This window comes from Kineosporia babensis, from assembly GCF_021129305.1.
Lineage (GTDB): Bacteria > Actinomycetota > Actinomycetes > Actinomycetales > Kineosporiaceae > Kineosporia > Kineosporia babensis.
This window is the reverse complement of the sequence record NZ_JAJOMB010000013.1, coordinates 142,000-163,983: the sequence shown is the minus strand read 5'-3', so window position 1 is coordinate 163,983 and position 21,984 is coordinate 142,000. Positions and strand designations below refer to the sequence as shown.

Below are 21,984 nucleotides of genomic sequence, written 5' to 3'. Positions count from 1 at the left end.
TCCCTTTCCTTACGTCAGGTCAGAGTTGCCCGCACTCCTGGGCGAACCCCGCGCAATTCTCACGCTACGGGAGACAGCGCAGGTCAGCGGGGTGGAAAGTGTTCTCGGGCAACCTGACTCGTTGATACGGTGACCCCGTCCCGAGCGGCTTGCGCCGGGGCACCGGAAAACTTTTCGGGTAAACATTTCGCCAGCGCATATCCCCCTTCAGGAGAGCCATGTCCACGCCAGTCGCCGAGAATCGTGTGCCTGTCTACCGGCCTTACCTCGGCGCCGAGGTCGCCTCCGCAGCCCAGTCCGCGCTGGAGGCCGGCTGGCTCGGCATGGGCAAACTCAGCAGGGAGTTCGAACTCGAACTAGAACGCTTCCTCCACCTGGACGAACGCCGAGTCGTCTCCACCAACTCCTGCACCGAGGCCCTGCACATCGCCGCCCGACTCATCGGCCTCGGCCCCGGCGACGAAGTCATCGCCCCCGCCTTCACCTACGTCGCCGGTCACCAAGCCATGAGCCGCACCGGCGCCGACATCGTCTTCTGCGACATCGAAGACGAATACCTCAGCATCGACCCCGCCCGGGTCGAGGAACTGATCACCGAGCGCACCAAGGCCATCCTTGCCGTCGACTACCTGGGCCTGCCCTGCCAACTCGACCGCCTGATGGAAATCGCCGCCAAGCACAACCTGCGCGTCATCGAAGATGCCGCCCACGCCTTCGGTTCGTACAACCAGGGCCGGGCAGTCGGCTCGTTCGGCGACATCACCTGTTTCAGCTTCGGACCGGTGAAGACCATCACCACCCTCGAAGGCGGCGCAGTCGTCACCTCCAACCCCGCCGACGTCCAAGCCCTGCACGAACTGCGTCACCTCGGCATCGACTCAGACACCGACGCCAGGTACAAGAACCAGCGCAACTGGGAATTCGACGTCGTCCGCCAGGGCTACCGCTGTCATCTCGGCTCCGTCCCCGCCGCGATCGGCCTGGCCCAACTCGCCAAGGCCGACGAGTTCATCCACAACCGCCAGGAATACTGCCGGACTTACGACAAGGCCTTCGCCGAGCTCGCTGCCCGTGGCGACATCAAGCTGTTCGACACCGAATGGAAAGACGTGGCGCCGTACATCTACGTGCTGCGCCTGAGCGACGGCGGCCGGCGCCAGGCCCTGATCGAGCACCTGAACGCCCGGGGCATCGCCACCGGCATCCATTTCCTCGGCGCCCACGAGTTCAGTTTCTATGCGGGCAGCCGGCGTGGTGAGATGCCGGTGACCGAGGCTGCCACCCAACAGGTGCTGACCCTGCCGCTGCACCCGTACATGGACGAGGACACCCTGAACCGGGTCTCGCAGGCAGTCATCGAGTTCTTCGCCCCCGACCTGGAGACCGCATGAGCACCGCCGACCCGACCGAGACGCTGCCCACCCTCAGCGTGATCGTGACCTGTCGCAACAGCGCGGCCACGCTGGAGCGCACGCTGAACTCCATCGCCCGGCAGGAGTACGCGGGCTGGTGGGAGGTGGTCGTGGTGGACAACGCCTCCACCGACGCCACCGTGGCGATCGCACAGAAGTTCCAGAACCGGCTGCCGAACTTCCGGGTGCTGCGGGTGCCGAAGCCCGGTTTCCAGGCCTCCGGGCTGAACCACGGCATCGAGCAGACCACCGGCGAGGCCATCGTCTTCATGGACAGCGACGACCTGGCGGCCGACGGGTACCTGGACAAGATGGCCCGGGCGATGGCCACCGAACCGTACGTGGGCGGCCAGCTCGACGTGCTCCGGCTGAACCCGCTGGAGGTGCGTGACCGGCGAGAACTGCTGCAGGTCGAGCGGATCGACAAGTACTGCGGTTATCTGCCCGCGGTGGTCGGGGCCTCGATGGGCGCCCGGCGGGAGGCGGTGCTCAAGGTGAAGGGCTTCGACGAGTCGCTGCCCACCCAGCACGACCTGGACATCTCCTGGCGCCTGGCCGCCGCCGGGGTGCCGGCCACCTTCGTCCCCGGCGCGGTGCTGCACTACCGCTACCGCACCGGCCCGCGCCAGATCTTCGAGCAGGAGCGCGGTTACGGCGTGGGCGAAGTGGTGCTGTACCGCAAGTTCCGCAAGCAGGGCATGCCCGGCCGGGGGCTGCGGGAGGCGGCCGGCGACTGGGTGCGGGTGCTGCGGGCTCTGTCCCAAGTGCTGTTGCCCGGCGGTCCGGCGCGAGTGGCCACGGCGGCCGGGATTGCGGTCGGCCGGCTCGAAGGCAGCTGGCGCTACCGCACGCCGTATCTCTAGGAGAGCTCCTAATGCCCCAGTAGCGGCGACATCAGGCGGGCGGCGACCGAGGGACGCGAGGTCAGGCGTTCCTCGGCGTCGGCTGCGGTCATCGCCCGCAGCCCGGCGTTGGTGCCCAGCCAGCGCAGCGGTTCCGGCTCCCAGTTCGGTGAGCGGTGTCCCACCCAGGGCAGCTGCACCAGCTCGGTCTCCTGCTGCAGCACCAGATCGCGCAACGTCCGGCCGGCCAGGTTCGTGGTCGAGAGCCCGTCGCCCACGTAGCCTCCGGCCCAGCCGATTCCCGAGAACCGGTCCAGCCCCACCGAGGCGTTCCAGTCCCGGGCGATTCCGAGCGGGCCACCCCAGCGATGGGTGATGCCGAAGCCGCGCAGCGCCGGGAACAGGCCGTTCAAGGTCTGCCGCAGCCCCGCGAACACCTTCGGATCCTGATCGAAGTCCGGTCTGATCCGGGAACCGAAATGGTAAGGCGCACCGCGGCCACCGAAGGCGAGTCGATCGTCCCTGGTTCGCTGCCCGTAGATCACCAGATGCCGCGCATCGGTGAAGGTCTCTCCACGCGACAAGCCGACGCCGGCCCAGAATTCCGGGGGCAACGGTTCGGTCGCGACCATCAGCGAGTAGATCGGGGCGATCGTCCGGCGTGCCCCGGGCAGCTGCGAAGTCCAGGCCTCGGTCGCCCGGATCACGTGCTCGGCCCGCACCGTTCCCCGGGCCGTGCGAACGCGCGGGCCACCGGCCGAAGAACGCGGCAGAATCTCCAGCGCAGCAGTCTGTTCCAGGACCAGCCCGCCGAGCTGCTCAACCTTCTCGGCCAGACCCCGCACCAGGAAGGCGGGCTGAATCCGGGCGCAGTTCGGGGTGTATCCGGCCCCGACCACCCGATCAGCCCGCAGCCGCTCGCCGGTCTCCACAACGTCCCATAATTGGTATCCGTCCACCCCGCCGAGCTTCTGATCAGCCTCGACGGCCGCGCGCACGCGTTCCAGCTGCACCTGCGAGCGGGCCAGTTCGATGGTGCCGCCGCGCTCGAAATGGCAGTCGATGCCCTCCGCCGCGGCCACCCGGCCGACCTCGTCCACCGTCTCGTTCATCGCCCGGCGCATCGCCAGGGCCTGGTCCAGCCCGTGCTTGCGGGCCATCGCCTCGACCCCGGACGGGAACAGGGCCGAACACCAGCCACCGTTGCGACCGCTCGCCCCGAACCCCGCGATCTGTGCCTCGAGCACCGCCACCCGCAGCATCGGCCGGGCCTTGAGCAGGTAGTACGCCGTCCACAGACCGGTCAGGCCGCCGCCGACGATGCAGACGTCCACGTCCAGATCTCCGTCCAGCCCGGCGCGGGGCTGAAGCGGATCACCAGCCGCCGCGGCCTGGTCCAGCCACAGCGACACCGACCGGTAGTTCACGATCTTCTGTCCGTGGGGCTCACAGCTGGTTCCACGCCTGTGTCAGCACCGAGCGCAGAATGCCCTCGATCTCGTCGAAGTCGGCCGGACCCAGGGTGAGCGGCGGGGACAGCTGGATCACCGGGTCTCCCCGGTCGTCGGCCCGGCAGTACAGACCGGCCTCGAACAGCGCCTTGGACAGGAAACCCCGCAGCAGCCGCTCGGACTCGTCCTCGTCGAAGGTGGCTCGGGTGGTCTTGTCCTTGACCAGTTCGATGCCGTAGAAGAAGCCTTCGCCGCGCACGTCGCCGACGATCGGCAGGTCGAGCAGCTTCTCCAGGGTGGCGCGGAAGATCGGGGCGTTGCGCCGGACGTTGTCCAGCAGGCCTTCGCTCTCGAACAGGTCCAGGTTGGCCAGCGCGACCGCGGAGGAGACCGGATGCCCACCGAAGGTGTAGCCGTGCGGGAAGTAGTTCGTGCCCTCCTTGAACGGCTCGAACAGCCTATCGCTCGCGATCATCGCCCCGATCGGCGAGTAGCCGCTGGTCATGCCCTTGGCACAGGTGATCATGTCGGGCACGAAGCCCATCTCGGCGCAGGCGAACATGCCACCGACCCGGCCGAACGCGCAGATCGTCTCGTCCGAGACCAGCAGCACGTCGTACTTGTCGCAGATCTCGCGGACCCGCTCGAAATAGCCCGGGGGCGCGGGAAAACAACCGCCGGCGTTCTGCACCGGCTCCAGGAACACCGCGGCCACCGTGTCCGGGCCCTCGAACTCGATCGCCTCGGCGATCCGGTCGGCGGCCCAGCGGCCGAACTGCTTCGGGTCGTCCCGCAGGTCTTCCGCGGCCCGGTAGATGTTGGTGTTGGGCACCCGGAAGGCACCCGGGACCAGCGGCTCGAACATCTGCTTCAGACCCGGGATACCGGTGATCGACAGCGCGCCCTGAGTGGTGCCGTGGTAGGCGATCGAGCGGGAGATCACCTTGGTCTTCAGCGGTTTGCCGTTCAGCTTCCAGTACTGCTTGGCCAGCTTCCAGGCGCTCTCCACCGCCTCCCCGCCGCCGGTGGTGAAGAAGACGCGGTTCAGGTCGCCGGGGGCGTACTGAGCCAAACGGTCGGCCAGTTCGATCGCAGGGGGCGTGGCGTACGACCAAAGGGGGAAGTAGGCCAGCTCCTTGGCCTGTTTCGCCGCCGCCTCGGCCAGTTGCTCACGGCCGTGCCCGGCCTGGACCACGAACAGCCCGGCCAGGCCGTCGATGTACTTGCGGCCCTCGGAGTCGAAGATGTGGTGGCCCCGGCCGCGGACGATCACCGGTACCGGTTCCGGCTCGGGAGCGAAATAGCCTGAGTGGCGGGTGAAGTGCAGCCACAGGTTCTCGCGCGCCTTCTCCTGCAGGGCCTGGGTCAGCGCATCCTGCGGCGGGCTCGTCGGGCCGGTCGGGCTCTCGGGCGTCGTGGTCAACGGGTCCCCCAGTTGTAGAGCTGCTTGCGGAGCTTGAGATAGACGAAGGTCTCGGTGGCGCGGACCCCGGGCAGCGCCCGGATCCGCCGGCTGACCACCTCGAGCAGGTGGTCGTCGTCCTCGCAGACCACCTCGACCAGCAGGTCGAACGAGCCCGCGGTGACCACCACGTAGTCCACCTCGGTCATCGCCGACAGCTCGTCGGCGACCGACTCGATCTCCCCGTGCACGGTGACGCCGATCATCGCCTGCCGGGTGAAGCCCACCTGCAGCGGATCGGTGACGGCGACGATCTGCATGACTCCGTTGTCCAGCAGGCGCTGTACGCGCTGCCGGACCGCGGCTTCGGACAGGCCCACCGCCTTGCCGATCGCGGCGTAAGGGCGCCGGCCGTCTTCCTGCAGCTGCTCGATGATCTGCTTCGAGGTCTCGTCGAGCGGCTGTGCGGCGTGCGGGCGGCCGGCCGGCCGTACGGGTTTGCGCGTCACCCCTCGATCTTGACCGCGCTATGGGCGATTGACAATAGATTCCGTCGTTTCGGGAGGCGGGACGATCGCTTTCCTCGCCCACGGCGTGCTTCAGCTCACGAAACCGCAAACCAGAATTGAGGACGTCGTGGCTGGGTGGCGGCCACCTCTGGGGGCACCTCCCGGCCCGCTAGGGCTGGGGGACCGTTGCTCTGTGTTTCGGTTCCGAAGCCCTTCCCCGCCTGTGGGTAACGAACACGTTGCTTTTACCTGGCAAACGCCACGGAAACCTACGCTGACTCCTTGCCGTGCATCTTTACTCCGTGTCAGTATCCGAGGCGATCCGTCCCGGTTCCTCCTGCCGCTGACGCACCGCTGTCGAGTGCTGGTCGCCGCGCAGATCAACTACGTGGTGCGAGACCGGCGCCGCTGCCGAATTCCGCACTTAGGTCTGAGGTCTCGCCCTCCGGCCGGTCCCGAAAGCGCTCCGCCGAAGTGCCGCCGAAAGTGCGCTGTCGAAGTGCGCTACCGAAGTGCCAGGAAAGGACTCCTGTCTCATGACCCAGCGCCGCCGACCCCTCTCCCCCGAAGCCGCGGCCGTGATCCGCGCGCAACAGGCGGCCGGGCGATTCAGCCGCCGATCACTGTTCACCGGCGCGGGTACCGTCGGGCTCGGCGCCGCCCTCGCCGCCTGCGGTACCTCGGCCCCGGCCAGTTCCGGCGGCAGCGACGAGGAGCCCTCGGCGGTGCAGGACAAGTCCGCCTCCGAGAAGGTGGTCAACTGGGCCAACTGGACGCTGTACCTGGACTACGACGAGAGCACCAAGACATACCCCACGCTGCAGGCCTTTTCCCAGGAGACCGGGATCAAGGCCAGCTACGACGAGGCGATCGAGGACAACGACTCGTACTACGCCAAGATCCAGGGTCAGCTGCGCAACGGGCAGGACATCGGCCAGGACATCGTGGTCTTCACCGACTACATGGCCGCCCGGGTGATCCAGCAGAAGTACGCGCAGGAGCTGGACCAGGCCAGGATCCCGAACGCCGGGAACCTGCTCGAGAACCTGAAGACGGTCAGCTACGACAACGGCCGCAAGTACTCGCTGACCTGGCAGTCCGGCTACGCCGGCCTGGCCTGGAACAAGGAGAAGCTGCCGCAGGGGCTCAAGAGCGTCGACGACCTGTGGAAGCCCGAGCTCAAGGGCAAGGTCGAGGTGCTCTCGGAGATGCGCGACACGCTCGGGCTGATCATGCTCCAGCAGGGCGTGGACCCCTCCGGCGCGTTCACCGCCGATCAGTTCGGCAACGCCCTGGACGTTCTCGACGAGCAGCTCTCCAGCGGCCAGATCCGCCAGGTCAAGGGCAACTCCTACACCCAGGACCTGATCTCCGGGGATGCGCTCGCGGTGATCGCCTGGTCGGGCGACATCACCACGCTGAACGCCGAGAACGGCGACAAGTGGGAGTTCGCGATCCCCGAGGCCGGCGGCACGATGTGGAGCGACAACATGCTGGTGCCGATCGGCTCGCCGCACAAGGCGAACGCCGAGGCGCTGATGAACTACTACTACGACCCGGAGGTGGCGGCCCAGGTCGCCGCCTACGTGAGCTACGTCTGCCCGGTCCAGGGCGCTCAGGAGGTCATGCTGGCCAGCCCGGACAAGGAGATGCAGGCGCTGGCCGAGAACCCGAACATCTTCCCGACCGAGGCCGATCTGGCCAAGGTCAAGGTCTTCCGGGCGCTGGAGGGCACCGAGGAGACCGAGTTCAGCTCCGAGTTCCAGCGCGTGCTGGGCAACTGAGGCATGACCGCCTCGCGATCGGACCTGCGGCTGACCGGGCTGACCAAGCGGTTCTCCGGGTTCACGGCCGTCGACGGGCTCGACCTGACCATCTCCCAGGGTGAGTTCTTCGCCCTGCTCGGGCCTTCCGGCTGCGGCAAGACCACCACGCTGCGGATGATCGCCGGCCTGGAGGAACCCACCGGCGGATCGATCCACCTGGGCGATCTGGACGTCACCGAGAAGAAGCCGTACCAGCGGCCGGTGAACACCGTCTTCCAGAACTACGCGTTGTTCCCGCACCTTTCGGTGTTCGAGAACGTGGCCTTCGGTCTGCGCCGGCGCGGGGTCAAGGACGTGAAGAAGCAGGCACTGGAGGCCCTCGACCTGGTCGAGCTGGGGCATCTGGCCCAGCGCCGGCCGGCCCAGCTGTCCGGTGGGCAGCAGCAGCGCATCGCCCTGGCCCGGGCCGTGGTGAACCGGCCGCAGGTGCTGCTGCTGGACGAGCCGCTGGGGGCGCTGGACCTGAAACTGCGCCGCCAGATGCAGATCGAGCTCAAACGGATCCAGACCGAGGTCGGCATCACCTTCGTGCATGTCACGCACGACCAGGAAGAGGCCATGACGATGGCCGACCGGGTGGCGGTGATGAACCACGGGAAGATCGAGCAGCTGGGTGCGCCCGCGGAGCTGTACGAGGCGCCGGGAACCACTTTCGTGGCCAACTTCCTGGGCCAGTCCAACCTGGTGGCGGTCACCCGCTCGGGCACCGACGGCCAGTACACAATGGTGGACGTCGGTGGGCAGAAGCTGCGGATCCGCACCGACCGCTGTTCGAGTGAGGGCGAGCTGCTGCTCGGCGTCCGCCCGGAGAAGATCCGTCTGCACAGTGCGGCCGATCCGGTGCCCTCCGGGCTGAACCAGCTGACCGGCGGCGTCGTGCTGGACGCCAGCTACCTGGGTGTCTCCACGCAGTACCTGGTGCGGATGCCGTGGGGTCAGAACCTCACCGTGTTCGCGCAGAACCTGGGCATCGGCGAACGTTTCTCCGACGGCTCGGCGGTGCAACTGGCCTGGGAGCCGGACCACAGCTTCGGCCTGGCCGGTGACGCCGGGGCGGGCGTCGAGTCCACCTTGGAGGACTGAGCGATGGCTGCTCTTACCCCGGCCTCGGTGGAGCCGGACGAGCTGCCCCGGGCCTCCGGCCGTCAGCTGCGGACCGTCCTGCTCCTGCTGATCCCCGGCCTGCTCTGGCTCGGCGTCTTCTTCGTCGTGCCGATCTTCACGCTGGCCGGCACCTCCACCCAGACTCCCTCCGGCAGCGGCCTGCCCGGCGAGTTCGTGCAGACCTTCCACCTGGCCAACTACTGGGACGCGATCAGCGCCTACCGCGGCCATTTCGCCCGCTCGTTCTTCTACTCGATCCTGGCCACGCTGCTGTGCCTGGCGATCGGCTACCCGCTGGCCTACCTGATCGCCTTCCGCGCGGGCCGGCTGCGCAACCTGCTGCTGGTCCTGGTGGTGGCGCCGTTCTTCACCAGCTTCGTGCTGCGCACCCTGGCCTGGCGGCAGATCCTGGCCGACGACGGCTGGGTGGTCTCGGCGCTGAAGTGGCTGCACCTGATCCCCTCGGACCTGGCGGTGACGGCCAGCCCGATCGCCGTGGTCGCCGGGATCACCTACAACTTCCTGCCGTTCATGGTGCTGCCGCTGTACTCCAGCCTGGAACGCATCGACCCGCGGCTGATCGAGGCCGGCGGCGACCTGTACGGCACCAGCTTCACCGTGCTGCGCAAGGTCACCTTCCCGTTGTCGATGCCCGGGGTGGTGGCCGGCACCCTGCTCACCTTCATCCCGGCCTCCGGGGACTACGTGAACGCCGCGCTGCTCGGCAACACCCGCACCACGATGATCGGGAACGTGGTGGAGAGCCGCTTCTTCCGGGTGGTGGACTACCCGACGGCGGCCGCGCTCAGCTTCATCCTGATGGCGATCATCCTGGTGCTGGTGATCCTGTACGTGCGCCGGGCCGGAACCGAGGAACTGGTATGAGCCGCTGGTTGTCGAAGCACGCCCTGCACATCTACGGCGTGCTGGCCTTCGCCTACATCTTCACCCCGATCGCCTACGTGATGGTGTTCAGCTTCAACCAGCCGGCCCGCTCCAACCTGACCTGGCGCGGATTCACGCTGGAGAACTGGACCAACCCGTGCGGGGCCCCGGAGGTCTGCTCGGCGCTGGGCAACAGCCTGAAGATCGGCCTGGCCTCGACCCTGATCGCCACCGTGCTCGGCACCATGGTGGCGTTCGCCCTGGCCCGGTACCGGTTTCGCGGCCGGACCCCGACCAACCTGCTGATCTTCCTGCCGATGGCCACCCCGGAGGTGGTGCTGGCGGCCTCGCTGCTGACGCTGTTCCTGAACCTGCGGGTGCCGCTGGGGACGGCCACGATCGTCATCGCGCACGTGATGTTCAGCATCAGCTTCGTGGTGGTGGCGGTGAAGGCCCGGATCGCCTCGCTGGACCCGCGCCTGGAGCAGGCCGCGCAGGACCTGTACGCCAACGAGTTCGAGACCTTCCGCCGGATCACCCTGCCCCTGGTGGCGCCGGGTATCGCCGGCGCCGCGCTGCTGGCCTTCAGCCTCTCCTTCGACGACTTCATCATCACCAACTTCGTCTCCGGCGACGTGAACACGTTCCCGAAGTTCGTGTATGTCTCGGCCCAGCGCGGCATTCCGGCCGATGCCTACGTGATCGGCTCGGCCATGTTCCTGCTGGCGATGGGCCTGGTGCTGGCGGCCGAACTGTTCCGCTGGCGGCGTTCCCGGCGGCTGTGACCCGTCCCGGCCCCAGCAACTACGGAACATGAGAATTTCGCACCGCACCTGCCGCCGACCGTGCAGAACCGACAGGACGCTGCCTGCCCCGCTGATCCGGCCACTCTTATTACCCCGCTCGATCCGCTCGTCCTCCTGATCCCTCAGCCCGGCGGCCTCGCCCGTCCTGCTTGCGCCTCTCCCCAGGTACCTGGGGTGACCAGGCTGCTCTCGTAGGCCAGCACCACCAACTGCACCCGGTCCCGGGCCCTGAGCTTGGTGAGCAGACGGCTGACATGCGTCTTCACCGTGTTGAGGGAGACCATCAGATCGTCGGCGATCTCGGTGTTGGACCGGCCCGAGGCCACCCGTAGCAGGATCTCGCGCTCCCGCTCGGTCAGCAGAGCCAGCTCCGGTCGTTGCACCGGACGTTTCCTGGGCTCGGTACGAACGAACGCGCGCACCAGACGGGTGGTGAGCCTGGGCGAGAGCAGGGATTCGCCCGACGCGGTGACGGTGATCGCGGTGAGCAGGTCTTCGGGCGGCGTGTCCTTCAGCACGAAACCGCTGGCCCCACCGCGCAGGGCGGCGAAGACGTGAGGGTCCTCGCCGAACGTGGTGACGATCAGGACCCGGCTCTCCAGCGACTCGTCACTGGCGATGTGCTGAGTCGCTTCCAGCCCGTCCATGATCGGCATGCGGATGTCCATCAGCACCACGTCCGGCCGGAGCGCTCGGCATTGACGCACCGCGGTGGCCCCGTCGCCGGCCTCGCCCACGCAGGTGTATCCGGGGGCGGCGTCGAGCAGCACCCGGAATCCCGCGCGAATCAGGGCCTCGTCATCGACCACCAGAACAGAGACGTCGGTCATCGCTCGCCTGCCCGAGGTGATCGTGCGCGCTCGTGGCGGGCATCCGGGGATGAGAGCAGGCCGGGTTCCGGGGGTTCGGGTGGGTCGGGCAGGACGACTCTCACCCGGAAGCCACCGTCGGCCAAGGGTTCGGCCTCGAAAGTGCCACCGTGCAACTCGGCACGTTGCCGCATACCGCTGAGACCGAGACCGCTGCCCGCTCCTGCCGCCGAACTCGCCGCCACGATTGCAGGACCCTCCCCCGGGCAGTTCTGGACGCAGATCTGCAAGGAGCCCCAAGCATGCTCGATCTTCACGCTGGTTGCTGGTCTTCCGGCGTGCCGGACCACGTTCGTCAAGGCTTCCTGCACGATGCGGTAGGCCGTCTCCTCGATCAGTGACGAGCTTTTCGAACCGGGGGGCTGCGCCAGCTCGATCGGCATACCGTCCTCCCGTAGCCGCTGGACCAATGGCGGCACGTCGGCGAGGGTGCGGCGGCGCGGCTCCTCGTCCTCATCCCCGGTCCGGATCGTGCGGAGCACCTCGCGCAGCTCGTCCAGGGCGCTGCGGCTGGCGGCCTCGATCGCGGTGAGCGCTGACTTCGCCTCGTCGGGGCGTTGTTCCAGCACCATCCGGGCAACGCCGGAGCGTACGGCGATCAGGCTCAGCGCGTGAGAGACGATGTCGTGAACGTCGGCCGAGATCTTGAGCCGTTCCTCGGCCCGGATCCGGCGCTCGGCCTCAGCCGCGCGTTCGGCCCGCTCGGCGTGCAGTTGCCGGTCGAGTCCCTGGCGGGTGCGCAGGGCATGACCGAGCAGCCAGCCCGCGGGACCGATCAAGAGGTGCACGGCATTCTGTTCGGTGCCCGGATGCAGGCCGTAGGCAACGAGTTCGGCCGCCGCGACGCAGGCGATCGCGGCTGTGCTGAGCCGCAGCGAGGTGCGGCGCGGGTACCGTTCGGCGACGGTGAACACGGCAATGCCCAAGGCCGGGCCAAAGTTGCTGACCCACGGCGTGAAGCGGATCCCGCCGAGGGCGGCCAGGATCAGCGCGAGCGATACCAGGAGCAGCACCGGGACCGGGGCCCGGCGGCGCAGGGCCAGCGGGGCTGCCGCCGCCAGGCCGAAGGCCGCGATCGCCCAGACCGGCCCCTGCCCCTCAGCACTGCCGCTGAGGATCGGCCCGGTGAACACACTGAACGTGATCAGCGCCAGGAGGACGTCGCGGGTGGGCATTGGTGAACGGTATCCGGGGTTCGGACGGATTGGCGTCACTCCTGAGAATGACGGCCCGAATCATGGTTCATGCGCTGGAGTGACGCGGACCGGCCGGTGCAGCGCGCATGCTGCTGCCATGAATCCAGTGATGCAGAAGAAACTTTCGACCAAGAGCCTGGGAGTTGCGGCCGGGCTGTTCGGGGCCGGAGTGCTCAGCGGGGTGCCGTTCTACCTGGCCGCGGGTGAGCCGACCGAGCATCACGTGCCGGGCACCGAGGCCTTTCCGGCTTTCGTTGTCCTGATCATGGTGGTGGCGCTGAGTTTGCTGCAGGCGGTGCGCCAGGGCGGGGTAGGAGTTTTGACCGCCCCCTTCAGCCGAAAAGCTGGACAGCGACTACGTTCCACCCTGCGCAAGGGTGGGGCGGCGCGACGGGGGCTCGTGCTTTTCCTTCTCCTGCTGAACGGCTACGACCTGTGGCGGTGCGGGCTGCAGGTAACCGGCGGACTGGACGCGGACTTCACCACGAACGCCTGGGGCGGGCCCTCGTACCTGGGTGCGATGTACGCCCACTACCTGGTGGGGGTGGCGATCTGGGGCGCCTCCGCGGTGCTGCTGAACCGAGTGCTGCTCAGCGCCCCGGGCAACGATTCGGACAGCGCTCCAGTCGATGGTCCAGGCAGAGCTCCGATCAGTGGTCCGACGCTGGCTGGTCCAACCTCTTCAGCTCTGTGCTCGGCAGGCTCATCGGGTCATGGCCGGGAACGACCGGGGCCGGAGCCTCGCCGGCGAAGCCGTAGGAACCGGCCTTGATCCGCTCCAGCACGTCCGCCACCCACTGTTTCTCCGCGCGCAGCAACGCATCCTGGAAGTGGAACATCTCCACCACATGCTCCGGCTTGCCCGGGGCGGAGGGGATCAATTCCCGGGCCGTGTACCCGATGCTGGCCATCCGGGCGTCGAGCAGGTTGATCCGGGCGGACAACGCGGCAACCACCTCCTCGCGGGACAGCACCCACCAGAACGACAGGCCGGCGCTGATCCAGTCCTGTTCGTGGGGGTGCAACTGCCACACCGCCTCGCGCACGAGCCGGAGGAACTCGGCGTCGCCGTCGACGGTGAGCCGGTAGACCATCTTCTTCTTGGCACCGGCGGACGGATCGGGCTCCTCGACCAGCAGACCTTCCTTGGTCAGGGTCCGCAGCGCGTTGTAGATCGATCCCGGGTTCAGGTGCGCCCACTCCGCCACCTGCCAACTGGCCAGTTCGCGGCGGACGAAATATCCGTGAGTGGGCTGGAAGGTACGCACGGCTCCCAGCACTAGCAACCTGGTCACCGACATGCCGGACAGCCTACGGCGCCAGGTGGGCGAGCCGATTCGGGTGAAACGCGGGGGCCGGGCTCACTCCTGCGCCGAGCGGTCCGACAGGGACCCGGATATGCCCTAGGTCCTCAGGTTGCTCCTTGCTGGACAACCTTGACGCAACGTAAGCTTCTATGTGATCTAGGTCATTTCGCGCAAGTAACCCAGCCCGGTGGAACGCGAGTGATGAGGAGCCCCATGCCCACCCCCACAACCGCTCTGGAACGCATCCCGGTGTACCGGCCGTACCTCGGCCCGGAGGTCACCGCCGCAGCCCAGTCCGCGCTGGAGGCCGGCTGGCTCGGCATGGGCAAACTCAGCCAGCAGTTCGAGCTGGAGCTGGAGCGTTTCCTGCGGCTGGACGAACGGCGGGTGGTCTCGACCAACTCGTGCACCGAGGCCCTGCACATCGCCGCCCGGCTGATCGGTCTCGGGCCCGGCGACGAAGTCATCGCTCCGGCTTTCACGTATGTGGCTGGGCACCAGGCCATGAGCCGCACCGGCGCCGACATCGTCTTCTGCGACATCGAAGATCGGTTCCTGAGCATCGATCCGGCCCGGGTGGAAGAACTGATCACCGAGCGGACCAAGGCCATTCTCGCCGTCGACTACCTGGGCCTGCCCTGCCAGCTCGACCGGCTGATGGAGATCGCGGCCAAGCACAACCTGCGCGTCATCGAGGACGCCGCCCACGCCTTCGGATCCTCGAGCAAAGGACGCCCGGTGGGGTCTTTCGGGGACATCACCTGCTTCAGCTTCGGACCGGTCAAGACCATCACCACCCTCGAAGGCGGCGCAGTCGTCACCTCCAACCCCGCCGACGTCCAAGCCCTCCACGAACTGCGTCACCTCGGCATCGACTCAGACACCGACGCCCGCTACAAAAACCAGCGCAACTGGGAATTCGACGTCGTCCGCCAGGGCTACCGCTGCCACCTCGGCTCCGTCCCCGCCGCCATCGGCCTGGCCCAACTCGCCAAGGCCGACGAGTTCATCCACAACCGCCAGGAATACTGCCGGACCTACGACAAGGCCTTCGCAGGGCTGGAAGAAGCCGGTCACGTCCAGCTGTTCGACACCGCCTGGAAGGACGTCGCGCCGTACATCTACGTGCTCCGGTTGCGGGACGGCGCCCGGCGTAAGGACCTGATCCAGCACCTGAACGAGCACGGCGTGGCCAGCGGCATCCATTTCCTGGGCGCCCACGAGTTCAGTTTCTATGCGGGCAGCCGGCGTGGTGAGATGCCGGTGACCGAGGCTGCCACCGAGCAGGTGCTGACCCTGCCGCTGCACCCGTACATGGAGGAGGCCACCCTGTCCCGGGTGATTGATGCCGTTAAGTCGTTCTTCGGATGAGCGCCGGCCTTCCCACGCTGAGCGTGGTGATCTGCTGCCGCAACAGCGCCTCCACGCTGGCCGACACCCTGGACTCGATCGCGCTCCAGGAGTATCCGGGCTGGTGGGAAGTCGTCGTCGTGGACAACGGCTCGAGCGACGCCACCATCCCGGTTGCCCAGCGTTTCGCCGACCGGCTGCCCAACTTCCGGGTCCTGCCGGTGCCGAAGCCCGGTTTTCAGGCCACGGCGCTGAACCACGGCATCGCGCAGACCACCGGCGAGGTCTTCGTCTTCGTCGACAGCGACGACCTGCTGGCCCCGGGCTACCTGGAGAAGATGGCCCAGGCCCTGGCCACCGAGCCGTACGTCGGGGGTGAGCTCGACGTCGAGCGGCTGAACCCGCCGGCCGTCCGGGCCCGGCGTGACCTGCTGCAGAGCCACCGGATCGACGAGTACTGCGGCTATCTGCCCGCCGTGGTCGGCGCTTCGATGGGTGCCCGGCGCGAGGCGATCACCAAGGTCCAGGGCTTCGACGAGTCGCTGCCCACCCAGCACGACCTGGACATCTCCTGGCGCCTGGCCGCGGTGGGAGTGCCCGCGAGCTTCGTGCCCGGCGCGGTGCTGCACTACCGCTACCGCACCGGCCCGCGCCAGATCTTCGAGCAGGAGCGCGGTTACGGCGTGGGCGAAGTGGTGCTGTACCGCAAGTTCCGCCAGCAGGGCATGCCGCGGCGCGGGCCTCGGCAAGCGATCGGCAGCTGGGCGCGGGTACTGCTCGCCCTGCCCGGTGTGCTCAACCCCGAGGGCCGGGCCCGCTTCGCCACGGTGGCGGGCATGGCGGTCGGCCGGCTGGAAGGCAGCCTGCGGTACCGCACGCCCTACCTGTAACCAACCCACGACTCGCCCCTCTGCCGGCCGGAAGGCCCAGAGGGGCGATGGCTTTTTGCCGGTATCCCTCTCAACCGGCGGCTGACCGTCGCACCCGCCCACAGCGTCCATTGATTCAAAGCCATTTTGTGATGCCAGCCACATAGTCAAACTTGACTAAAGACGCCTGTCGGCCCACCATGGTGCACGTTGCGAACTCCTCGCACACCGCGTGACGTATTGCTGCTCAATGCTTTTCCCACGTCGAACCGGCATTCTTGGGGGCCTTCTGATGATCCATGCCCGGGCACTGTCCAGAACGTTCACAACCCGCACCGGGCCGGTCGAGGCCGTGCGCGGCGTCGACCTCGACGTGGAACGCGGGGAGATCGTCGGCTTCCTGGGACCGAACGGGGCCGGTAAGACCACAACATTGCGGATGCTGACCACCCTGCTCACCCCGACCAGCGGGCAGGCCACGGTGGCGGGGCACGATCTGATCCGCGATCCGATCGGCGTGCGGCGCAACATCGGCTACGTGGCCCAGGGCGGGGTGACGTTGCCTGAGGCCATCGCCGGCGAGGAGTGCGTGGATCAGGCCCGGCTGTACGGCCTGGGCAAGTCTGCCGCCGCGGCCCGCGGGAAGGAACTGTTCGATCAGCTTGACCTGGGCGGACTTTGGGAACGTAAGTGCTCGTCACTGTCCGGGGGTCAGCGGCGGCGACTCGACATCGTGATCGGCCTGATGCACTCGCCCGGCCTGGTCTTTCTGGACGAGCCCACCACCGGCCTGGACCCGCAGTCCCGGGCCAATCTGTGGAACCACATCGGCGGCCTGCGCGACGAACTGGGCAGCACCGTCTTCATCACGACTCACTACCTCGACGAGGCCGACCACCTGTGCGACCGGCTACTGGTCATCGACCACGGCCAGATCGTCGCCTCGGGCACCAAGGAGGAACTCAAGGCCGGGGTCGGCGGTGACGCGGTGATCGTGACGCTGGCCGATCCGGCCCGTACCCCGGACGCGAGCGGAGTCATGGCCACCCTGCCCGGGGCAGACGAACCGGTGGTCGGCGATGGCCAGATCACGGTGCACGTACCCGAAGGCGGTGGACTGCTGCCACGTCTACTGCGCGAGCTCGACGCCAAAGGGGTGGAACTGGCCGGGGTAGAGGTGCGCCGCCCCACCCTGGACGACGTCTTCCTCAGCCTGACCGGGCGCTCGCTGCGCGACGAACCCGCCGCGTGAGCGTAGGGGAACCCGCAAACGTCCGTTGCCTGAAACCCACAAGGAGCCAACGATGAACAACGTATGGCGTGACACCTGGCTGACGTTCGAGCGGCAGATGCGCCTGAGCCTGCGCAATCCGATCTGGGTGGCCCTCGGCCTGATCCAGCCGCTGATGTACCTGGCCCTGTTCGGGCCGCTGCTGAAGCCGGTGGTGGCGAACACCCCGGGCCTGCCTCCGGGCGACGAGTGGCAGGTCTTCGCGCCCGGCCTGCTGGTCCAGCTGGGCCTGTTCGGTGCCGCGTTCGTCGGCTTCGGCCTGGTCGCCGAGTACCGGGCCGGGGTGATCGAGCGGCAGCGGGTGAGTCCGGCGAGCCGGGTGTCGCTGCTGGCCGGGCGGGTGCTGCGCGACGTGGTGGTGATCGTGGTGCAGACCCTGCTCCTCCTGGCTGCGGCGGTGCCGTTCGGGCTGCGGGCGCCGATCGCCGGAGTACTGCTGTCGCTGCTGATCGTGGCCGGCCTGGGCGCCGCGTTCGCCTCACTGTCCTACGGCTGCGCCCTGCTGCTGAAGAGCGAGGACGCGCTGGCCCCGCTGCTCAACGGCCTGGCCATGCCACTGCTCCTGCTGTCCGGGATCCTGCTGCCGATGTCGCTGGCACCCGGCTGGCTGCGCCGGCTGTCCGACGTCAACCCGCTCAAGCACACGGTCGATGCCACCCGCTCCTTCTTCACCGGGGACCTGACCAGTTCGGCAGCACTGTGGGGTTCGCTGGCCACGATCGGGCTGGTGGCGGTCTCGCTCTGGTTCGGCGCCCGCACGTTCCGCCGCGAGTCCGCATGAGGCACACCACGGGCCATTTGCCCCTTGGCCACAAGAGCGCCAACAATCACCATTTACTACCCAGAAACGGACAATACTGAATGGCTGGACGCCCTCGACCGGGGGTTTTCCCCTTGGCCTTCTGCTCCATTCGGGTGACCCTTTCCCGCACTCTTTACCGCCGACACCGACAGCCAAGGGAAAACACCGGAAGGCGTTCCACCGGCTCCGCCGAAACGCCGCCGAGCCCGAATAAGAATCGGCCCGCCCGCCAGTCAAGAATGCCGACAGTGACAGTGCAATTACACTGGGATTACCCGGCGCCCCCACCGGCCGAATTCCATGCCAGTGCGTCACGAAGCCAGCACCGAGCGTCAGATTGCCTCTGCCGGGCCGGTTCCCGCCGAACGGCGACCCCCGAGCCAGCCGCCAGACCACACCGCACAACCGATCACACATTCGTCACCCAGCGTCGGCCGGCACCGCCCGTCGGGTGTTTTCACCTAAGCTTGAGCACGAATTACCGGAGGCATTTATCAATCCAGCTTCCCTGCCCTGACAACGTGTGTTTCCATTGTCCGGACAGTGGGGAGGGCCTACATCTCCGTATGAGCCGCCAGCCCTGGATGACTGGAGACTCTGTTGAACAATTCACCCCGTGGCTTCGCCGGACTCCGCCAGCGGATGTCCCGAGGCGATGCCAAGCACGCCAACTCCGGGCAGAACTCCGCCGGTAGCCCGGCGAGTGCCATCCCCGCGCCGACCCCGACCGACTCCGGGGAGATGCCGGTCCCGCTGCGGCCGGAGGACATGCGCGAGGGCGACCACATCGATCTGCGCGTCAGCTCCGAGTCGCAGGAGCACCGGTTCGCCTTCGAGCCGGGCGCGCCGTTGCCGGCCCGGGCCCGGCGTTCGCCCAAGCCGCAGACCCCGGCCAGCGGTGTGCCGGAGGCGCAGCAGAGCGTTCCCCCGGTCACCGGTGCGGAGGCGATCATCGCCTCGGCCACCGTGATCTCACCGGTCTCGGGCACCTACCTGGTCTCGTCCGAGCCGATCGACGAGATGGAGCGCCAGCGTCTGGCCGCAGCCGCGCACGCCGCGGCGGCCCAGGTCGGTACCGGTGCTCCCGCTGCCGGTCAGAACGCGGGCGCCTACCGCCACGAGGAGCGCCGCCGGGTGCCCCGTTCCCCGCACTCCGCTCCCCGTCCCTCGGCCCAGCCCTCGCGGCCCGCCGCTTACGGCAACGCGCCGCAGGGGTACGAGGGCTACGACGGCACCGGCTACGGCACTCCCCCGGGCGGTACCCCGGGTCAGTCGCACCCCGCCGCTCCCCTGCAGCCCGCACCGCAGATACCACCGGCTGCTCCGATGCAGCCGGCCGCGCGCCGTCCGGTGCAACCCCCGCCGGCGTCGCCGAGCACCGAACCTCTTGACCTCCGGCACCTTCAGGGTCAGCCGGTCCGCAGCACGCCGGACACCACCGTCCGTCGCCGGAACGACCAAACGGCCGATTGGATCCCGCCCCGCCCTGCCGAAAGGCAAGCGGACAGTCATCTCGGTCTCCGGTCTTCCGGCCCGGCTGCGAACCCTGCCCGCCGGTCCCTTGGTTCCGGTCCGATCGAACGGCCCGGAACCGCACTGCAACTCCGCTCCCCTCAGAAGGAAGACAACGTGGCAAACATCGACATCGTGCTCAAGGAAGCCATGCAGATCGACGGCGCCGTCGGCGTCGCGCTGGTGGACTACACCAGCGGCATGACGCTCGGCCAGGCCGGTGGCGCCAACCTGAACCTCGAGGTCGCTGCGGCCGGTAACACCGAGGTGGTGCGGGCCAAGCTGCGCACGATGGAGGCGCTGGGTCTGCGTGAGGGCATCGAGGACATCCTGATCACGCTGGACACCCAGTACCACCTGATCCGGCTGATCACCGACCAGACCGGCATCGGGCTCTTCCTGTACCTGGCGCTGGACAAGCACCGCTCGAACCTGGCGCTGGCCCGCCGCAAGCTGGCCAACCTGGAGCGCACCATCGAGATCTGAGGGCGTACCCCCGCCCCGAGGGCAATCGAGGCCCGGCCTGCGGACGTCCAGACGATCCGCAGCGTCCGGTTCGACGGTTCCCTGAAGATCGACCTTTAGGGCGCAACCTCCTCACCGGGGTTGCGCCCTAAAGGCGTTCTACCACTTGAGGATCGGTGACAGCGCTTCCAGCACCGACGCGTCCTCGATCGTGCTCGGAACCATCACCTCGGCGCCGTCCGCGATCTGCCGCATGGTCTTGCGCAGGATCTTGCCCGAGCGGGTCTTGGGCAGGGCGTTCACCACGTCGATCCGGCGCAGCGAGGCCACCGCGCCGATCTCCGCCCGCACCAGCTCGACCAGTTCGTCCTGAAGTTGCGCGGGCGGGGTGTCTACGCCGGACTTGAGCACCACGAATCCCCTTGGCTGCTGGCCCTTCAGCGCGTCGTGCACACCGATCACCGCGCACTCGGCCACGGCCGGATGAGCCGCCAGAACCGCTTCCATCGAGCCGGTGGAGAGCCGGTGGCCGGCCACGTTGATCACGTCGTCGGTGCGGCCCATCACGAAGACGTACCCGTCCTCGTCCTTGTAGCCGCCGTCTCCGGAGAGGTACCAGCCCTCGAAAGCCGACAGATAACTGGAGACGTAGCGGTCGTCATCCTGCCAAAGGGTCGCCAAAGTGCCTGGGGGCATGGGTAGCCGGATGCAGATCGCGCCCTCTTGACCGGCTTCCAGGGCTTGGCCGTCGGGGCCCAGCACCTGCACGTCGTACCCAGGGATCGGTACGGACGGGGAGCCGGGCTTGAGCGGCAGGTCGTCCAGACCGCGGGGGTTGGCGCAGATCGGCCACCCTGTTTCGGTCTGCCACCAGTTGTCCACCACCGGTACCCCGAGCTTTTCCGTAGCCCAGGCGTAGGTGTCGGGGTCCAGCCGTTCTCCGGCCAGGAAGAGCGTTTTCAGGCTCTGGATGTTCTTCCCTGCGAGCAGTTCGGCGTTAGGGTCGGCCCGGCGGATCGCCCGGAAGGCGGTTGGCGCGGTGAAGACGGCGTTGACCCCGTACTCCTCGACCACGCGCCAGAACGCGCCCGCGTCAGGGGTTCCCACCGGCTTACCTTCATAGAGGACAGTGGTGGCGCCGGCGAGCAGCGGACCGTAGACGATGTACGAGTGGCCGACGACCCAGCCGACGTCGCTGGCTGTGAACATGACGTCGCCCGGCCCGACTCCGTAGATCGCCTTCATCGACCACGTCAGCGCGACGGCATAGCCCCCGCTGTCCCTGACGATTCCCTTGGGACGCCCGGTGGTTCCGGACGTGTAGAGGATGTACAGAGGGTCGGTGGCCTCCACGGTGACGCAACCGGCCGGGGGTACGGCGTTCGGCGTCATCAGAGTGCGCCACTCAACGTCTTTCGGGCCCATTTCGGCCTGTGCCTGCTGGCGCTGCAGGATCACGTTGGTCTCGGGCTGGTGCTCGGCCCGCCGTAGGGCCTCGTCCAGCAGGGGCTTGTACTCCACCACCCGGGTGGGCTCGACCCCGCACGAGGCCGAGACGATCACCTTGGGCCGGGCGTCATCGATCCGCACCGCCAGCTCGGCCGGGGCGAAGCCGCCGAACACCACCGAGTGCACGGCGCCGATCCGGGCGCAGGCCAGCATGGCGATCACCGCTTCGGGGACCATCGGCATGTAGATCAGCACGGTGTCGCCCTTGGTCACGCCGAGCGCCTCCAGCCCGCCGGCGAACCGGGCGGTGAGGTCGAGCAGTTCGGCGTAGGTGTAGCGGCGCTTGGTCCCCGTGACCGGGGAGTCGTAGATCAGCGCGTCCTGGTCGGCGCGGCCTTCGATGATGTGCCGGTCCAGCGCGTTGTAGCAGACGTTGAGCCGGGCGCCGGGGTACCAGCGGTAGATCGGAGGGTTGCTCTCGTCCAGGATCTGCTTCGGCTTCCTGATCCAGGACACGCCTTTGGCCGCGTCGGCCCAGAACGCCGCCGGGTCCTCCAGGCTCCTCCGGTACGCGTCCGCGTAGCCACCCTGTCCGCTGCTCATGAGTTCTCCCGATCGTGATTCCTGACCCTGGCGG

General features: G+C 68.0%; 18 protein-coding genes. 11 read left to right on the top strand and 7 right to left on the bottom strand.

Annotated features, from left to right (window positions below; translation table 11 throughout):
* The first annotated feature begins 218 nt into the window (after positions 1 to 218).
* Both LR394_RS23300 and LR394_RS23295 read left to right on the top strand, forming a co-directional pair.
* Positions 219 to 1,391, top strand: a complete 1,173-nt coding sequence (locus tag LR394_RS23300) for a DegT/DnrJ/EryC1/StrS family aminotransferase (RefSeq protein WP_231445566.1) — start codon at positions 219 to 221, stop codon at positions 1,389 to 1,391.
* Positions 1,388 to 2,275 (top strand): glycosyltransferase, encoded by an 888-nt coding sequence (locus LR394_RS23295; protein ID WP_231445564.1) that lies wholly within the window; start codon positions 1,388 to 1,390, stop codon positions 2,273 to 2,275. The genes LR394_RS23300 and LR394_RS23295 overlap by 4 nt, the downstream gene beginning before the upstream one ends.
* An 8-nt stretch (positions 2,276 to 2,283) precedes the next feature.
* Here the strand turns inward: LR394_RS23295 and LR394_RS23290 are convergent, their stop codons facing one another.
* The 3 genes from LR394_RS23290 to LR394_RS43130 are packed head-to-tail and all read right to left on the bottom strand — an operon-like array spanning position 2,284 to position 5,616.
* Positions 2,284 to 3,681, bottom strand: a complete 1,398-nt coding sequence (locus LR394_RS23290) for an NAD(P)/FAD-dependent oxidoreductase (RefSeq protein ID WP_231445555.1) — start codon at positions 3,679 to 3,681, stop codon at positions 2,284 to 2,286.
* 19 nt (positions 3,682 to 3,700) lie between these two features.
* Positions 3,701 to 5,074 carry an aspartate aminotransferase family protein gene (locus tag LR394_RS23285; protein ID WP_407937110.1) on the bottom strand — a complete coding sequence of 458 codons (1,374 nt, stop codon included), beginning with the start codon at positions 5,072 to 5,074 and terminating at the stop codon, positions 3,701 to 3,703.
* Between the two features lie 50 nt (positions 5,075 to 5,124).
* On the bottom strand, positions 5,125 to 5,616 hold the full coding sequence (locus LR394_RS43130) for an Lrp/AsnC family transcriptional regulator (RefSeq protein ID WP_231445551.1): 492 nt from the start codon (positions 5,614 to 5,616) through the stop codon (positions 5,125 to 5,127).
* A gap of 536 nt (positions 5,617 to 6,152) precedes the next feature.
* Between LR394_RS43130 and LR394_RS23275 the strand changes: the two genes are divergently transcribed.
* Genes LR394_RS23275 through LR394_RS23260 form a run of 4 tightly spaced genes read left to right on the top strand, consistent with a single transcriptional unit; the run spans position 6,153 to position 10,216 of the window.
* A complete protein-coding gene (locus tag LR394_RS23275; RefSeq protein WP_231445545.1) occupies positions 6,153 to 7,400 on the top strand; it encodes an ABC transporter substrate-binding protein in 1,248 nt (415 codons plus the stop codon).
* 3 nt (positions 7,401 to 7,403) lie between these two features.
* The gene (locus LR394_RS23270) at positions 7,404 to 8,525 is read left to right on the top strand and encodes an ABC transporter ATP-binding protein (protein WP_231445543.1); all 1,122 of its coding nucleotides are present in this window, start codon (positions 7,404 to 7,406) and stop codon (positions 8,523 to 8,525) included.
* Positions 8,526 to 8,528: 3 nt separating this feature from the next.
* On the top strand, positions 8,529 to 9,431 hold the full coding sequence (locus LR394_RS23265) for an ABC transporter permease (RefSeq protein ID WP_231445541.1): 903 nt from the start codon (positions 8,529 to 8,531) through the stop codon (positions 9,429 to 9,431).
* Positions 9,428 to 10,216 carry an ABC transporter permease gene (locus tag LR394_RS23260; RefSeq protein WP_231445524.1) on the top strand — a complete coding sequence of 263 codons (789 nt, stop codon included), beginning with the start codon at positions 9,428 to 9,430 and terminating at the stop codon, positions 10,214 to 10,216. The genes LR394_RS23265 and LR394_RS23260 overlap by 4 nt, the downstream gene beginning before the upstream one ends.
* Before the next feature lie 143 nt (positions 10,217 to 10,359).
* On the opposite strand, the gene LR394_RS23255 is transcribed toward LR394_RS23260, so the two are convergent.
* The 3 genes from LR394_RS23255 to LR394_RS23245 form a co-directional block, all read right to left on the bottom strand.
* Positions 10,360 to 11,067, bottom strand: a complete 708-nt coding sequence (locus LR394_RS23255) for a response regulator (RefSeq protein WP_231445523.1) — start codon at positions 11,065 to 11,067, stop codon at positions 10,360 to 10,362.
* Positions 11,064 to 12,281 (bottom strand): sensor histidine kinase, encoded by a 1,218-nt coding sequence (locus LR394_RS23250; protein ID WP_231445516.1) that lies wholly within the window; start codon positions 12,279 to 12,281, stop codon positions 11,064 to 11,066. The genes LR394_RS23255 and LR394_RS23250 overlap by 4 nt, the downstream gene beginning before the upstream one ends.
* Positions 12,282 to 12,952: 671 nt before the next feature.
* Positions 12,953 to 13,603, bottom strand: a complete 651-nt coding sequence (locus LR394_RS23245; RefSeq protein WP_231445514.1) for a PadR family transcriptional regulator — start codon at positions 13,601 to 13,603, stop codon at positions 12,953 to 12,955.
* Positions 13,604 to 13,822: 219 nt separating this feature from the next.
* Between LR394_RS23245 and LR394_RS23240 the strand changes: the two genes are divergently transcribed.
* The 5 genes from LR394_RS23240 (at position 13,823) to LR394_RS43705 (ending at position 19,919) form a co-directional block, all read left to right on the top strand.
* Entirely contained in the window at positions 13,823 to 14,980 is a 1,158-nt protein-coding gene (locus LR394_RS23240; protein ID WP_231445512.1) for a DegT/DnrJ/EryC1/StrS family aminotransferase, read from the top strand.
* The gene (locus LR394_RS23235; protein ID WP_231445510.1) at positions 14,977 to 15,849 is read left to right on the top strand and encodes a glycosyltransferase; all 873 of its coding nucleotides are present in this window, start codon (positions 14,977 to 14,979) and stop codon (positions 15,847 to 15,849) included. The genes LR394_RS23240 and LR394_RS23235 overlap by 4 nt, the downstream gene beginning before the upstream one ends.
* A 271-nt stretch (positions 15,850 to 16,120) precedes the next feature.
* Positions 16,121 to 17,080 carry an ATP-binding cassette domain-containing protein gene (locus LR394_RS23230; protein WP_231445508.1) on the top strand — a complete coding sequence of 320 codons (960 nt, stop codon included), beginning with the start codon at positions 16,121 to 16,123 and terminating at the stop codon, positions 17,078 to 17,080.
* A gap of 52 nt (positions 17,081 to 17,132) precedes the next feature.
* Positions 17,133 to 17,900, top strand: a complete 768-nt coding sequence (locus tag LR394_RS23225; protein WP_231445499.1) for an ABC transporter permease — start codon at positions 17,133 to 17,135, stop codon at positions 17,898 to 17,900.
* 1,650 nt (positions 17,901 to 19,550) lie between these two features.
* A complete protein-coding gene (locus tag LR394_RS43705; protein ID WP_407937109.1) occupies positions 19,551 to 19,919 on the top strand; it encodes a hypothetical protein in 369 nt (122 codons plus the stop codon).
* Positions 19,920 to 20,057: 138 nt separating this feature from the next.
* On the opposite strand, the gene LR394_RS23215 is transcribed toward LR394_RS43705, so the two are convergent.
* Positions 20,058 to 21,950, bottom strand: coding sequence for a propionyl-CoA synthetase (locus LR394_RS23215; protein WP_231445495.1), 1,893 nt, complete (start codon positions 21,948 to 21,950; stop codon positions 20,058 to 20,060).
* Positions 21,951 to 21,984: the final 34 nt, after the last annotated feature.

Coding starts and splice junctions, on each gene's coding strand:
- LR394_RS23300 (WP_231445566.1), top strand. CDS start 219: ATGTCCACGCCAGTCGCCGAGAATCGTGTGCCTGTCTACCGGCCTTAC.
- LR394_RS23255 (WP_231445523.1), bottom strand. CDS start 11,067: ATGACCGACGTCTCTGTTCTGGTGGTCGATGACGAGGCCCTGATTCGC.
- LR394_RS23275 (WP_231445545.1), top strand. CDS start 6,153: ATGACCCAGCGCCGCCGACCCCTCTCCCCCGAAGCCGCGGCCGTGATC.
- LR394_RS23230 (WP_231445508.1), top strand. CDS start 16,121: ATGATCCATGCCCGGGCACTGTCCAGAACGTTCACAACCCGCACCGGG.
- LR394_RS23265 (WP_231445541.1), top strand. CDS start 8,529: ATGGCTGCTCTTACCCCGGCCTCGGTGGAGCCGGACGAGCTGCCCCGG.
- LR394_RS23245 (WP_231445514.1), bottom strand. CDS start 13,603: ATGTCGGTGACCAGGTTGCTAGTGCTGGGAGCCGTGCGTACCTTCCAG.
- LR394_RS23270 (WP_231445543.1), top strand. CDS start 7,404: ATGACCGCCTCGCGATCGGACCTGCGGCTGACCGGGCTGACCAAGCGG.
- LR394_RS23250 (WP_231445516.1), bottom strand. CDS start 12,281: ATGCCCACCCGCGACGTCCTCCTGGCGCTGATCACGTTCAGTGTGTTC.
- LR394_RS23240 (WP_231445512.1), top strand. CDS start 13,823: ATGCCCACCCCCACAACCGCTCTGGAACGCATCCCGGTGTACCGGCCG.
- LR394_RS23295 (WP_231445564.1), top strand. CDS start 1,388: ATGAGCACCGCCGACCCGACCGAGACGCTGCCCACCCTCAGCGTGATC.
- LR394_RS23225 (WP_231445499.1), top strand. CDS start 17,133: ATGAACAACGTATGGCGTGACACCTGGCTGACGTTCGAGCGGCAGATG.
- LR394_RS23215 (WP_231445495.1), bottom strand. CDS start 21,950: ATGAGCAGCGGACAGGGTGGCTACGCGGACGCGTACCGGAGGAGCCTG.
- LR394_RS23260 (WP_231445524.1), top strand. CDS start 9,428: ATGAGCCGCTGGTTGTCGAAGCACGCCCTGCACATCTACGGCGTGCTG.
- LR394_RS23235 (WP_231445510.1), top strand. CDS start 14,977: ATGAGCGCCGGCCTTCCCACGCTGAGCGTGGTGATCTGCTGCCGCAAC.